The organism is Paenibacillus sp. MY03, from assembly GCF_002165585.1.
GTDB lineage: Bacteria > Bacillota > Bacilli > Paenibacillales > Paenibacillaceae > Pristimantibacillus > Pristimantibacillus agaridevorans.
On sequence record NZ_MXQD01000001.1, the window covers coordinates 159,060 to 173,498 of the forward strand.

General features: G+C 55.8%; 7 protein-coding genes. All 7 read left to right on the forward strand.

Features of this window, described 5'->3' with window-relative positions; all coding sequences use genetic code 11:
• The gene (locus B1748_RS00510; RefSeq protein WP_087565905.1) at nucleotides 1–1,458 is read left to right on the forward strand and encodes an ABC transporter substrate-binding protein; all 1,458 of its coding nucleotides are present in this window, start codon (nucleotides 1–3) and stop codon (nucleotides 1,456–1,458) included.
• A complete protein-coding gene (locus B1748_RS00515; RefSeq protein WP_087565906.1) occupies nucleotides 1,439–2,971 on the forward strand; it encodes a sulfatase in 1,533 nt (510 codons plus the stop codon). Before B1748_RS00510 ends, B1748_RS00515 begins: the two co-directional genes overlap by 20 nt.
• A gap of 34 nt (nucleotides 2,972–3,005) precedes the next feature.
• The gene (locus B1748_RS00520; RefSeq protein WP_087565907.1) at nucleotides 3,006–5,180 is read left to right on the forward strand and encodes an alpha-amylase family protein; all 2,175 of its coding nucleotides are present in this window, start codon (nucleotides 3,006–3,008) and stop codon (nucleotides 5,178–5,180) included.
• A gap of 701 nt (nucleotides 5,181–5,881) precedes the next feature.
• Nucleotides 5,882–8,800, forward strand: a complete 2,919-nt coding sequence (locus B1748_RS00525) for a PD-(D/E)XK nuclease family protein (RefSeq protein ID WP_179215293.1) — start codon at nucleotides 5,882–5,884, stop codon at nucleotides 8,798–8,800.
• Entirely contained in the window at nucleotides 8,793–12,233 is a 3,441-nt protein-coding gene (locus B1748_RS00530; RefSeq protein WP_179215294.1) for a UvrD-helicase domain-containing protein, read from the forward strand. The genes B1748_RS00525 and B1748_RS00530 overlap by 8 nt, the downstream gene beginning before the upstream one ends.
• A 114-nt stretch (nucleotides 12,234–12,347) precedes the next feature.
• Nucleotides 12,348–12,641 carry a hypothetical protein gene (locus tag B1748_RS00535; protein WP_179215295.1) on the forward strand — a complete coding sequence of 98 codons (294 nt, stop codon included), beginning with the start codon at nucleotides 12,348–12,350 and terminating at the stop codon, nucleotides 12,639–12,641.
• 42 nt (nucleotides 12,642–12,683) lie between these two features.
• Nucleotides 12,684–14,420 (forward strand): sensor histidine kinase, encoded by a 1,737-nt coding sequence (locus B1748_RS00540; RefSeq protein WP_087565911.1) that lies wholly within the window; start codon nucleotides 12,684–12,686, stop codon nucleotides 14,418–14,420.
• Nucleotides 14,421–14,439: the final 19 nt, after the last annotated feature.

The window sequence follows — 14,439 nt, forward strand, 5'->3', positions numbered from 1 at the left end:
ATGAGCAAAAGCAATCGTTGGTTCAAATCGTTACTCGTAACAGCTTTATCGTTGTCGGTCGTCATTGCCGGCTGCAGCAGCAACGGAAACAACAAACCGGATTCAAACGGCGCCGAGCCGGGTCAAGACAAAGCGCCAGTCGAGCTGCGATTCGCGATGGAGACGCCGAAGGAAGAGCAGACGAAGACGGTCTGGAAGGAAATTCTCGACGGTTATACCAGTCAACATCCGAATGTCACGTTTAAAATCGAGTACACGCCGAATGACGGCGACGCCGCGCGCACATGGATGACAACCGCGCTGATTGGCGGCACGGCGCCCGATATTTTCCCAAGCCGTTATACGTGGACGCATGAGGATCTGAACAAGGATCTGCTGACCGACTTGACGGCGCGCTACGACGAGCCGAACCCGTACAACGAGGATAAGGTGTGGAAGGATACTTTTGCGCCAACCGTATTCAATGAGATGAAAAACCCCGTAGACGGAAGACTGGCGGGCATTTCGCTGCAGACATTGGCGATCCGCGTGTTCTACAACCAGGATCTGTTCAACAAATATAATCTGGAAGTTCCGAAAACATGGACCGAATTTCTGAACGTGCAGAAAACGCTGAAAGACGCTGGCGTTACTCCGTTCGCCTTCGCCAATTCGAAGCCGGGCGACAACCACTTGTTGTGGGCGACGAATATTTTGACGAACCAGATCGCGGCCGATAAGGTGGCTTCGTACGATTATAACGGCAACAAGCAGCTGGAACTCAACGAGATCGTCGGCGCCGTCTCTGAAAAGACGATCGACCTGACGAGCCCGGAGTGGAACGGGGTATTCCCGATCATCAAGGACTGGTCGCAGTATTGGGCCAAAGGCTACAACGGCGTCAACGGCGACACGGCGAAGCAGATGTTCCTGCGCGGCGACGTGGCGATGATGATGGCGGGCAACTTCGAGCTCAAATCGATTCAGGATTTCAGCGGCCGCAATTTCGAATACGGCACGTTCGCGCTTCCTTACTTGACGAAGGCCGAACATCCGGACGCTTCGGAGCGCTACTACGAGCTCGGCGGCTACCCGGACGGCGTGTATACGGTGCCTAAGACGGTGACGGGCGAAAAGCTGGACGTCGTTGTCGACGTACTGAAATATTTGACCTCGCCGGATGTCGCGTCGATTCTTGGCAACAAGCTGTACCTGACGACGACGCTGTCGGGCGCTAAGCTGCCGGACAATCTCAAAGGCTTCGAATTCGTCGGCGACCGTATCCTCGTCAACTTCTACGCGGCCCATATCGACAAGAAGCTCAATGAGGATCTCGTGAGAATCGGCCAGCTGTATCTGGAAGGTTCGATCGATCTGGAGAAATTTACGACGGAAATGAACAATACGCTTACGACGGACATGGCAGCGGCAGCCACGCAGAACAGCTGGAACAAGGACAATGGCTACGGTTCCAAATAAGGCGAGCGTAAGCGCTTCGCGGCCGATGAACTGCATCGTCATCGTCTGCGACACGCTGCGGCGGGATCATTGCGGCCCCTATCACAGGGGCCTTCCGTTATCCGGCGTGACGCATGCGCAGCAGCCCGATTGGGTCGTGCCGACACCCAATATGGACAGGCTGGCGGAGCGCGGCGTCGTGTTCGACCAGGCATGGGCAGGCTCTACGCCTTGCATGCCGGCTCGCCGCGACATCTATACGGGGCGCTATGAGTTTCTTGAGCGCGGCTGGGGACCGCTCGAGGACGATGACGCGGATCTGCCGCGCGTTATCTCGGGCTCGTCCAACCAGTCGCTGGCGCAGCAGCTTCGCGAAGGACGGCCGGTCAGCTACCTTGTGACCGACCACTTCCATCTGTGGGAGCGGGGCGCCGGCAACTATCATATGGGCTACAGCGGCTTCGAGTTTGTAAGAGGACACGAAGCCGACGCCTGGAAGACCGATCCCGTCGAGTTCGAGGTGCCGGATGGGGATACGCATAAGGTCGAGCGGCATTTCCGCAACCTCGCGGCGCTTCCACCGGAGGAGCGCGCTCCGTTTGCGGAGCGCGTATTCCGCAGCGCGGCCGAATGGCTGGACGGCAACCATACGCATGATCCGTTTTATTTGCACATCGATTGCTTCGATCCCCACGAACCTTGGGATCCGCCGGAAGATTTGCTGAAGATGTTCGACCCGCGCGGCTATGATGTGGAACGTTGGAACTCGATGGTGCCGTACGACGAATGGGAGCGGCATATGACGCCCGATCAGTTGAGACATGTGCAGGCGAGGTATGCGGCGCAGGTTGTCTTGACCGACAAGTGGCTCGGACATCTGCTGGACAAGATGGACGAGCACGGGCTGTGGGAGTCCACCGTGCTGATCTTCACGACCGATCATGGCACTTACAACGGGGACCGCGGCCGCATCGGCAAGCTGCAGACGCATCATTTTGCTTCATGCAGCCGGCTGCCGTTTGTGATCGCGCATCCCGAGGGTCCGAAGGGCGAACGGCGCGAGCAGCTCGCGCAGCTTGTCGACATCTACCCGACGGTGCTTGGCGTGCTTGGAATCCCGTGTCCGGAGGGGATACATGGCGTCGATCTTGTACCGGCCGTCATGTCGCCGGATGCGCCGACGCGCTCTTACGCGATCACCGGCATGTACGGACGCAGCGTATCGCTGACGGACGGGCGATGGATGCTTCATCAGACGCCTGTAGCAAGCAACAAACCATTGTACTGGTACAGCCATCATGCCGCCAAATTTATCGAATACGAGCTCGGTCCCGTCGAAGAAGGCCGCAGGGCCGTAGTTACGGCCTCATGGCCGGAGCCGACATGGCTGACCTGTCTGTCGGAGGATCCGGGCGAAACGGTAAACCGGGCGGCGATTCATCCGGACAAGCTCGCCGTCATGCGAGGGGCGCTGCGCGAAAAGCTCGCGGAGCTGGGCGCGCCGCCCGAACAGGCGGTACGGCTGGGGCTGTAGGGAGACGTTCATCAACAGGAGAGGAGCCGGAGCAATGACAACAATGACAAGAGACGGGGACAGCTGGTTCTGGGATTACACAAGGCAGGTGCATGTGGACTTTCATATGCCGGAATTTCCGGTCGGCGCGATCGCGAAGTTCGATGCCGAACAATTTGTGCAAACTTTCGTGCGCGCCCGGGCCAATGTAATCGGGGTATTTACGAAATGCCACTTCGGCAACGCCTTTTACGATAATGAATACGGACATAAGCATAACGGGCTTAAGGGTGACTTCTTCGGGGAAGTGCTGGCAGAGGCGCGCAAATACGACCTTAAGGTTATCGCCTATTATTCGCTGGGCACGGATGCCTACGCTGTGACGCAAAATCCCGACTGGTACCAGATCGACGAAAACGGCAACGTTCGCGGCTCGGAAGGGACGGTATGGGAGCTGCCTTGCCTCAACAGTCCGTACCGCGAGGAACTGGTTATTCCGCAGGTGCGCGAGATTACGGAGAAGTATGTCTTCGACGGCTACTTGTTCGATATTCCGTACCAGCATAACCATACATGTTTCTGCGCGTACTGCCGCAAAAAATTCCGCGAGGAGACGGGGCGAGAGCTGACGACGGAGCTGTACCTCGACGAGCCGGAAACGGTCAGGGACTTCGGCCGCCGCACGGCGATCCGCACGATGCAGGAAATCCGCGAGCTGGTAAAGGCGATCCGGCCCGAGGTGCTGGTCAACTGCAACGGCGCTTGGCGAATGGGCGAGCCGGAGGAGCTGAACCTGACGAGCGATTACGGTTTGTGGGAATCGCAGCCGTCGGCGACGGGCACGTTTTACAACCATTCCATCCGCGCCCGCCATGTTCGCACGTTGGACGTGCCGGTGCAGATCATGACCGTGCGGTTTACGGAAGGCTGGGGCCTTATGTCGTGCAAGACGCCGGAGCAGCTCAAATACGAGTTCGCGACGATTTTGGCGAACGGAGGCATCGTCAATATCGGCGACCAGGTGCTGCCGGACGGAACGCTGCAACAGGGCGTTTACGACGTCATCGGCGAAGCGTTCGAATTCGTCGAGCAGCGCGAAGCGTATTGTCTGAGAGCGCGAAGCGTGGCGCACATTGCTTTGATCGGCACCAATACGACAAACTGGTATCACGACAAGGATGACGCCTCCACGTTCGGCGCGGCCAAAATGCTGCTGGAGGGACATCACCAGTTCGACATCTACTGCAATAGCGCCTTCCCGGAGCTGGACGGCTATAAGGTTGTCGTGCTGCCGGAGACGGTGGAGCTGGATGAGGCGGCGCAGGAGCGCATTCGCCGGTTCGTCGCGCGCGGCGGCTTGCTGCTGGCGGAAGGCGCGGCCACCTTGGGCCGAACGCCTGTTGCCCAGTCGACAACAGGCGCCGCATTGACAGCGGCCGCGCCAATCGAGGCCGCTTCGGCAAGCGAGGTGTCTGTTCGAGGCAGCGCAGTGCCTGGCAGCGGTGCATCGGGTCTGTCGAAGGCCGGCTTCCTGCGCTTCGGTCTTGCCGACGTCTTCGGCGTGGAGTATCGGGAGCGGACTCCGTATCCGTTTGCGTATATGACCGAAGACGAGGAGCTGTGGCAAGGTATTGCCCGCATCCCGCAACTGGTCGAGGAGCCGTTCCTCAAGGTTGCGCCGACGACGGCCGAAACGCGCAGCCGTATCCAGTGGCCGCTCACCGTGCCGGCTCGCAACCGCGCGTTCCGCCATCCGCTGCCGCCGGCAGGGCTTGAAAGCGATTATCCGGCGATTACGGTTAACCGTTACGGAGAAGGAACCGCGCTTTACATCGCCGCGCCGGTATTCCGGTCGTATTGGCATTCGAACCACTTCTGGGTGCGCCGCATCGTGGGCAATCTGCTTAACGCGTACGATACGCAGAAGCCGTTTACGGTGGAAGCTCCGGCACATGTCGAGGCGAACCTGATGGAACGCGGCGACGACCGGTTCCTGCATCTTATCCAGTACCAAAGCGTGCAGGTCGGAGAGAAAAGCACGGCGTTTTATGCGCCGATCGAAACGATTACTCCGATGCACGACATTGGCGTTACGGTACGCGACAGCTCGATCAAGCAGGCGGTTCTGCAGCCGGAAGGGCTGGAGCTGCCGCTGCGTCGCACGGATGACGGCGTCGCTTTCACCGTGCCGAAGCTGCATATTCACGCGATTGTGCAGCTCAAGCGGTAATGCGCGCCAGCTTCTCTGGCAGCAATTAGCGATTCGTAATTTCGGGATTTTGAACTTATTACGACAACCGGCAAGCCCAAGAGTAAGGGCTTACCGGTTGTTATTACTTATCAAGTACTCGCTTTTTCATACACATTTGCTCGTCCCGGCCCCCCAGCGTCCCAATGAACTCGATTTTTCATACACTTTCGCTCGTCCCGGCCCGCCCGCCCCCCAATGAACTCGCTTTTTCATACACATACGCTCGTCACGGCTCCCCATCGCCCCAATGAACTCGCTTTTTCATACACATTCGCTCGTCCCCGGCTGTCAGCGCCCCAATGAACTCGCTTTTTCATACACATTCGCTCGTCCTGGGCTTCCAGCGCCCCAATGAACTCGATTTTTCATACACATTCGCTCGTCCCGGGCTTCCAGCGCCCCCATGTACTCGCTTTTTCATACACATTCGCTCGTCCCGGCCCCCCATCGCCCCAATGAACTCGCTTTTTCATACACATTCGCTCGTCCCCGGCTGTCAGCGCCCTTCAGAATCTCGTCAATCTGTTCGAATCCGAATACCGATTAGCTAACATCCTGTTGTCGCAGTGACGGCATACAATGAAATCAACCGGAAATCAAATTCGGCATGTGACGTTTACTGATCAAATGTTAGAATGGAAGAGAGAAATTTCCAATCCTGCAAAGATGAGGTGACCGTCATGCCCAAGGATCTGATGGATCGACTGTTGGCGGCAGTAACCGGGGAGCCGCTTAGACGCAAGGTGCTTCTTGCGCATTCCTACGCGCAAGGGCAGCAACTGCTGGAGAGACTGTGCGCCCGTGCCGGTGCGATTGCGAATGTGGAGATCGAGACCGTACGCGGACTTGCGGCAAAGAGAGCGAAGCTGGGGTTGTTCCTGAATGGCATTACACTGCTTGAGGAGGGACACGTCTTTTGGATTGTACGAATGCTGATGGAGGAGTTGGCGACTGAGGTGCCCAACGGCTACATCCATGAGGGCAATCTGAAGCCCGGAATCGTCGATGGAGTAAATCGCTCCTTGGGCGAACTTAGACTTGCGCGGCTTGCGGCTGCAGATCTGCGGGCAGAAGTGTTTACGCATCCCGGCAAAGCCGAGTATATGCGGCAGCTTCTGTCGAGATACGAGTTGTATCTATCCGAGCAGCGGACCACGGATTTCGCGGGACTCGTACATTTCGTAACGCCGGACAGCGAGGATACGGTGTATTTGGCGATTGAACCGACAGGATGGACGCGGGCGGAGCGGGAGATGACGGTGCGGATCGCGGGAGAACGATTAGCGATTTTGGAAGCGGAGGCGCCATTCGGTCAAAATGCGGGCTTCGCGGAAAACTCCTTTGCATTTTTCAGCGCTTCCGGGCCCATCGCGGAAGTGAGGGAAGGTCTGAGAAAAATGCTGGGGCAGGCCGATTCAATTGACGGCATCGAGATAATGGCGGCGGATTACGAGCGTTATGCGCCTATCGTATACGATCACGCGAAAGCGCTTGGTCTTGCCTGTACTTTGTCGAGCGGCCTGCCGATCGGGTATTGCCCGGCGGGGCAAGCAGCCCTCGGTCTGCTTGATTGGATACAAGAAGGGTATCCCGTATCCAAGCTGACGGAGCTGCTGCGGCATGGGCGCTTGCGAATCGAGGACGAACGTTTCACGCAAAACAGCTGGATCCGTCTGCTCGAGCAATCCGGAATCGGCTGGGGCAAGGACCGATACATCTCGTTGCTGGAGCCTTCGAGACTGGCCGAGGGGGATAGGGAACAAAGCGCCGCCTTGCATGCTCATGCGTTGCAATGGTTCGGCTCCCTGCCGGACAATGACCAATGGCATCCTTTCGAACTGTTGAATTGGCTGGCTCGCAACGTGGCGAGCTATGCGGCGGGACGATCACCGGAGGATGCCGTCGTACATTCGTCGCTGCGCGAGCTGGCGCTTACGCATGCCAAGTCTCCATCCGGGAGCATGTCCAGGGATCTTGCGATCCGTTACGTGCGCGGGATGCTTGACGGCATTCGCATACGCGTATCGCCGACGCCGAAGCCTGGAGCGATTCACGTCAGCTCGCTTGCGGGGGGAGGATGGAGCGGACGCGGACTTTTCTGGATTCCCGGCATGGACGAAAGCTCTTGGAGCGTATCGTCCAGGCAGGATCCCGTGCTCCTCGACGAGGAGAGAATCCGGCTTTCGCCGGATTTGACGACAAGGAGTGAACGGGCAAGCGCCCAAAGGCTGGAGCGCGAATCCCGAATTGGATTCCTTCGGGGCGAGCTGTGGCTCAGCTACTCGTCCTACGATCCCGGCGAACAGAAGAGTCATGGCGCTGCCTTCGAAATGCTGCAGCTTTTTCGGCTCAGGACTGGAGATGCGACCAAAGATTTTGGCGCTTTGTCGGCAGCGCTTGGCGAACCGTACGGCGTATTGGATATGCGCTGGGCGCCCGGATTGCCGCTAAACGGAATCGACGCTTGGGCGAAGCTGCTGGCGAACGCAAGAGGCGAGCGGCTGGACGGACGCGAAGCCATACGCGGCAGTTATCCGGCGCTGGCGGAAGGGTATCGGGCAGGCACGCTTAGGCAGGCGGACGAATTGTCGGCGTATGACGGCTGGATCGGCGAGCTTAATCGAGTGATGGAGCAGGGAGGCCGCCAAGGCGAGTCCAGCCCCGGTATAGTGCCAAAGCGGGATTATATCAGCGTCAGCGAGCTGGAGCAGTACGCAAGCTGCGGATTGCGTTATTACTTCGGCTATGTGTTGAATTTACGCTCCAAAGAGACGGCGGAGCTGGATCGAACGAGCTGGCTGCAGGCGAACGAAAAAGGCAGCTTGCTTCACGAGACGTATCGGCGGTATATGGAGGAAGCGACGGGGAACGGCGCGAGAGCAGCCGTGCACGAACGCGAGCGGTTGAACCGGCTGCTCGAACAGGTCCTGTCGGAATTTGCTTCACGGATTCCTGCGCCAAGCAGCCATGTATTCGATAAGGAAGCCGAGGAGCTGCGGCGGGATGCGGATGTGTTCTACCATGTGGAATCCGTTAATGCCGATCAACCGCTATTTTTCGAGCTGGAGCTGAAGACGGAGGCTGGGGAGCCCATGGAGGTCGAGCTGGCGAACGGGATGCGCATTAGGCTAAAAGGTTTTATTGACCGGATCGATCGGATCGGACCGCATGAATACCGGATTATCGATTACAAAACCGGAAGCCCGGCCAAGTTTAAACCTTCCGAATATTTCAGCGGCGGGACGCAGCTCCAGCATGCGATCTACTCCGTTGCGGCCGAGCAGTGGCTGCGGACATCCGGTTACGATGCACAAGCATCGGTCACGGAGGCCGATTATCGATTTCCAACCGCGAAGGGGCGAGGCGAATTCGTGCGAAGGGAGCAGAATCGCAGATCGGAGCTTGCCGTCGTTATCAAAGGGCTGCTAGACTCCCGCGAGAGCGGCTTGTTTATCCCGGCGTCCGATATTCAGCAATGCCGATGGTGCGACTATGCTTCGGTGTGCGGCGCCCATGCGACGAGAATGGTCGAGAAACGTCAGTTGGAAGGCAATGGAGGACTGCTGGGTACGCTGCTGGAGGTGGAGAGCTATGGCTGATGCAAACGGGATGGATAGACTGGCCGATCTGCAGGATCGCGAGCGCATTTTGACGGATCTGAACACGACGCTTTTAGTGGAGGCGGGAGCGGGCTCAGGCAAAACGACAAGTCTCGTCGGGCGGCTCCTTGCTTTGATCGAATCAGGAGTGCGCGTGGGAGAGATTGCCGCCATCACGTTCACCAACAAGGCGGCCGACGAGATGAAGGAACGATTCCGGCTGGCGCTGGAGCAGGCCTATCGGCAAGCGTCGGCGGGCGCCCCGGCTACTGCCGCGGACGCCCCCACCGCTGTCTTGGACGCACCACCTGTTGCTGCCGCGGGCTCCCTTCGCGCACAACGATACGCCGGTGCGCTTGCGAACCTCGATCATGTTTTTATCGGCACGATTCATTCGTTCTGCGGTTCCTTGCTGCGCGAGCGTCCGATCGAAGCGGGGCTGGACCCTTCATTCGAAGAAATGGATGAGGAAAGCTACAAGTCGTTTCGGGAGCTCTGTTGGGACACTTATATGTCTGCACTAAACGAGTCGGAGACCCGCAAGCTGGAGGAGCTGATCGGCCTTGGCGTCGACGTAAATATGCTCAGGGACGTATATGATCGCGTATCGGGTTTCATGGACGTCGACCTGCCTGCGGAGGAACGGGAACAGCCCGATTGCGAGCGCATTAGAGCGACATTGATTCCATTGCTGGACGCCGCTGCTCCTTTCCTTCCGGCATCCGAGCCGGCAAGCGGCTGGGATGCGGTGCAGAAGCTGGTGCGCCAAAGCCTGCAGAAGCTGAAGTATGAAAATTTGAAGAATGACATGTTCGTGTTGGAGCTCGCCAAGTCGTTCGACCGGAAGCTTGACGTGACATTAAACAGGTGGACCTCCAAGGAGCATGCGAGCGAGATGAAGCGGCGTTTCCCCCAATGGCAGCGCGATGTGTTGTTCCCGTTCCTTCAGGAGTGGAGGGAGTATTTGTACCCCAAGCTGATTGCTTTCGTGCGTCCTGCGCTTGATAAATGCCGGGAGCAAAGATTCGCGGCAGGCAAGCTGAATTTCCAGGATCTGCTTATGGAAGCGGCGAAGCTTGTCAGGGAGAACGGGGAGGTTCGGGCCTATTATGCGGGACGGTATACGAGGCTGCTTGTCGACGAGTTTCAGGACACGGATCCGATTCAGGCGGAGCTTATGTTTTTGCTGACGGGAGAAACAGCCGGGAGCGGTCATGAACGCGATTGGCGCCGGTTGACGCCGCGGCCTGGCTCGCTGTTCGTCGTGGGCGATCCCAAACAATCGATATACCGGTTCAGGCGGGCCGATATTTCGATCTATAATGAAGTGAAGGCGCGAATCGAAGGCTGCGGGGCGGTGCTTCGTTTGACGGCGAACTTCCGGTCGGCGCAAGCCATCGGCGATTTCATCAACGGCCAATTCGTCGGCAAGCTGCCGCAGGAGGAAACGGCGCATCAAGCCGCCTATGTGCATATGGAGACGAGGGCGGCTAATCCAGCCGGGGGCAAAAGCTCGCCGTTCGGCGTGTTTGCGCTTACGTATCCGAAAATAGCCGGAGGCAAAGCCGCCGTCGCGCAGCTCGATGCGGGGCGGATCGCCGCTTATATCGCTTGGGCTTGCGGCGGTGCAGGCAAAAACAAGAGCTTCATTCGCATCGCGGATAAGGACGGAGGGAGCCGCGCCGCGGTGCCGGGCGATTTCCTCATCCTGACGAAGACGCGCGAATTTATCCATCTGTACGCGGAGCAGCTGGATCTGTACGGCGTGCCATCCGATACGTCGGGTAGCCGGACGATCTACGAAGAGCTCGTTGCGCTCTGGCAGCTTGCCCGTTACCTCGATGACCCCGGCGATTCTGCCGCCTTGTTAGGCGTGCTTCGGGGGATGTTGTTCGGCGTGAGCGACCGGGCGTTATGGGCCTACAAAGAGGCGGCGGGACGAATAACGCTCCATGGCATTCCGGATGCGGAGGCGTGTCCCGAGGAAGCCCGTCCCGTTCGTGCGGCGCTTTCGAAGCTTCGCATGTATCGGGATTGGCTTCGCGGAGATTCGAGCGCGATGTCGGTATTCGCGGCAATGATCGAGGATCTGGGCATTTTGCCGTACGTTTCGACGCTTCAAGCGGGAGCGGTTCGTGCGGGGACGCTCGTGCGATTAATGCAGCTTTTGCAAAACGACGCCGGCTCTGCGGCCAACTGGCCGGCGCTTACCCGCATGATCGGCGAGCTGCTGGCGGATCGCGGCATGGAAACTTCCAGCTTGTACGCGGGCGGCAATGGAGCGGTACGCATTATGAACTTGCACAAGGCGAAAGGGCTGGAAGCGCCGGTCGTCTTCCTGGCTTGCCCCAGCGGCGAGACCGATCATGACGCGACGGAGTATATCGACCGATCGGGGGAGACGGCCAAAGGGTATTTTACGATGAGCCGGAAAGTTGGGGAGTACGGTCGCGAGGTCGTTGCGCAGCCGCCGGGTTGGATTGACATGAACGAGCGAGAGCGGCTGTTCGCGAATGCGGAGAAGGATAGGCTGTTGTACGTGGCGGCTACAAGGCCCAAGCAAATGCTGGTCGTCAGCTTGTACCCGGAACAGCCCGCCAAGTGCCCGTGGACGCCGCTTATGCATGGCATGGATCTGGTGCGCGAGCTGGACGTGCCGGAGCTGGAGCCGGAACGCAAGGAAACCGTCACTGTGACGCCGGATATGGTGCGGATACAAGAGAAGCGAGATGAGCGACTGCGGCGGCTGTCTGCTCCAACCTACAGCTTGGCATCGGTAACGGGGCAGACGAAAAACGGTGGAGAAATCCCGGAATGGTCGGCGACGGGAAGGGGGCTCGCTTTCGGCAGCGTCGTGCATCGTGCGATCGAGCTCGCAGGCCAAGGGCTGCAGGAGGAGAGAGTAGAGGCTGGCGTCAGGATGTTCGCCGAAGAAGAGGGGCTTGCGGAAGAGCATATCGTCGATGCTGCGGCAATCGTTCGAGCCATCCTCGGGAGCGAGCTGTGGCAGCGAAGCTTGCGGGCAAAGCGGCGGTTGTTCGAAGTGCCGCTCATGATCCGGAAGCAAGTGTCTGCAGAGGAGGTAATCCCATCGCATACTGCTGGAATGGTAAGCCCGCCGAGCATTGCTGAGATGGCAGGCCCATCGCGCGCAGCTGAACTTAGGAACACTGCATACGAGGTCCAGGACGAGGGATCAGACCTTCTCCTACGCGGCGTCATCGACTTCCTCTTCGAGGAGGAGGACGGCTGGGTCATCGTGGACTTCAAGACGGACGCCGTGCCGGACGGGAGACTGCAGTCGTTTATCGACTTTTATCGTCCGCAAGTGCTTGCATACGCAGAGGAGTGGAGCAAGACGTTTGGTTTCCCGGTTAAGGAAGCTGGGCTTTATTTTGCGGGGACGGGGATTTATGTTGAGACTAGACGATAAATGAGTGATAATAATACAGAAAGTTATAGGACAGTTCTTTTAAACTTTAAAGGAAGTCCACTGCCATCAGAGATGAAGGCCGTGGACTTCCTTGGTTTAAGTTGAGGGGGGAGAATGATGAGAGTAGGATTCAGCATTCTGAAAGAAATTCAAGTAAAACGAACTGGCATTAGCGGAGAACTATATGGATTAAAAGATATCGAATTCGAACGAATGGTAAAGCTGCTCGAGAAACAAGGCTACTTGGAACGGGTATTACGAGTCGGAGATCGCTTCTCTCTAAAGCCGGCAAGACTGTTGGAAAAAGGAGAGATGTTCTTAGAGGAGCATGCTAGGTTAGCAGACGAGTATCCCGACAGCATCGGGGAATTGAAAGAATGGGTTCGGGCGGACAGAGCGAAGGAATGACGCAGCTTTGCATACTCATGTTTGGCGGGTGCACCGTCTTGGATGATAATGGGATGGAGGTGGCGGCATATTTTTGTAACCCGTGTCTTTAATAATATGAAAATCCAAAATAAGCTATTTGTAACGATAGCCCCTTTATTTCTTATTGCAGTCGTTGTTCTTACGTCGATCGCTTATCAAGCTGCAGAGCAAAGCATCATACGTCAAGGCAGGGAGTCGAAGCAGCATATTTTACAGCAAGTGACGGAAAAGCTGGAAGTAATTAATCAAAACATGCTTTCGGTTTCGAATATTTACTATTTAGATTCAAATATCCGCGACTGGCTGCGGAATAGTGAACGTTATTCAGAATATGAAAAGTATAAATCTCTTAAAGCGGTTAATGAGAAAGTCAATGATACGGGGAGCTATTTTAAGTACTTAAAATACTCAACAGCCATCATTGGCTTTAATGGAACTGTTTATTCAAGCTCCCTAGATGAGCAAAGCGACTATGATTTCAGCCAAGAGTTAGAAAAGAAGAATTATATTACGGACAAGAATAAGATTTATTGGAGTGATACGTACCTACATCATGGAAAGTATGTTTTTTCGGCCGTGCGATATTTACGCGATATTTACACTGGTGATGATCTGGGCCTGCTTATTCTCGATTTCGAGGAAAGATTGCTATTTGATGCCTACAAGAATCTGACTGGTGTCGATCTGATGATTGTAAATGCGAAAGGCCAAATTCTTTCCAATCGCAATCAGCGGCTTATTGGTGAAACAATCGGCGAGCAGCCCTTTTTTCGTAAACTGCAGTCATATGAATCGGGTAGCTTTATGATGGAGGATGAACAAGGGAAATCCCTGATCACTTTTCGCCAAACGCCTCAAATGGAATGGTTCTTGGTTGAAAGGACACCTATTTCCATATTGCTGAAGGACATGAATAAGGTTAGAGATTTAATCGTACTATCGGCGGTTGGATTGTTAATTGTTTTGTTTGCGTTATCTTATTATTTATCCTATCGTATTTCTACTCCGCTTAAACGATTAGTTCGTTCTATGCAGCAGGTTCAAGGCGGGGATTTCAACGCTCTAGTCGAAGTCGATCGAAAGGATGAGATCGGCATTTTAATGAAAAAGTATAATAATCTACTTGGCCGCGTAGAGCAGTTGCTTGTGGAAGTAAAGAAAGAGAATGAACTGAAGAGACGAGCGGAAATTCAAGCATTGCAATCACAAATCAATCCTCATTTCTTGTACAATACATTGAATTCGATTCGCTGGATGGCAAAAATCAATGATACTACAATGGTCAATAAGATGATTATATCGCTGGTACGTTTATTGCGGCAAAGTTTTAGAAAAGGCCAAGAATGGATGACAATTAAAGAGGAATTGAATTTTCTCACGGACTATATTTTTATTCAGAAAGTTCGGTACGGTGATAAGTTCGATGTAGTTTTTGATATCGATGATGATGTGAAGAGTTATAAAATATTAAATCTGTTACTGCAGCCATTGTTGGAGAATGCTATTTTTCATGGAATTGAGCCTAAGGAAGGGAAGGGCTTGATCAGATTGGAAATTCGTTTGCATGGAGAGCAACTGCTTATTAGGATTGAAGATGACGGAGTCGGTATGGAGCAGGACAAGAAACGGGATGGACTGGGCATTCGCAGTGTGGAGGAGCGCATGAAGCTGCATTTTGGCGAGCAATACAAGTTTCAACTTACTAGCATCAAGGGGGCAGGGACTTGCATTAAAATATGGCTCCCCGCCGTAAGATAGATCAGTCAGGAGAGATGTG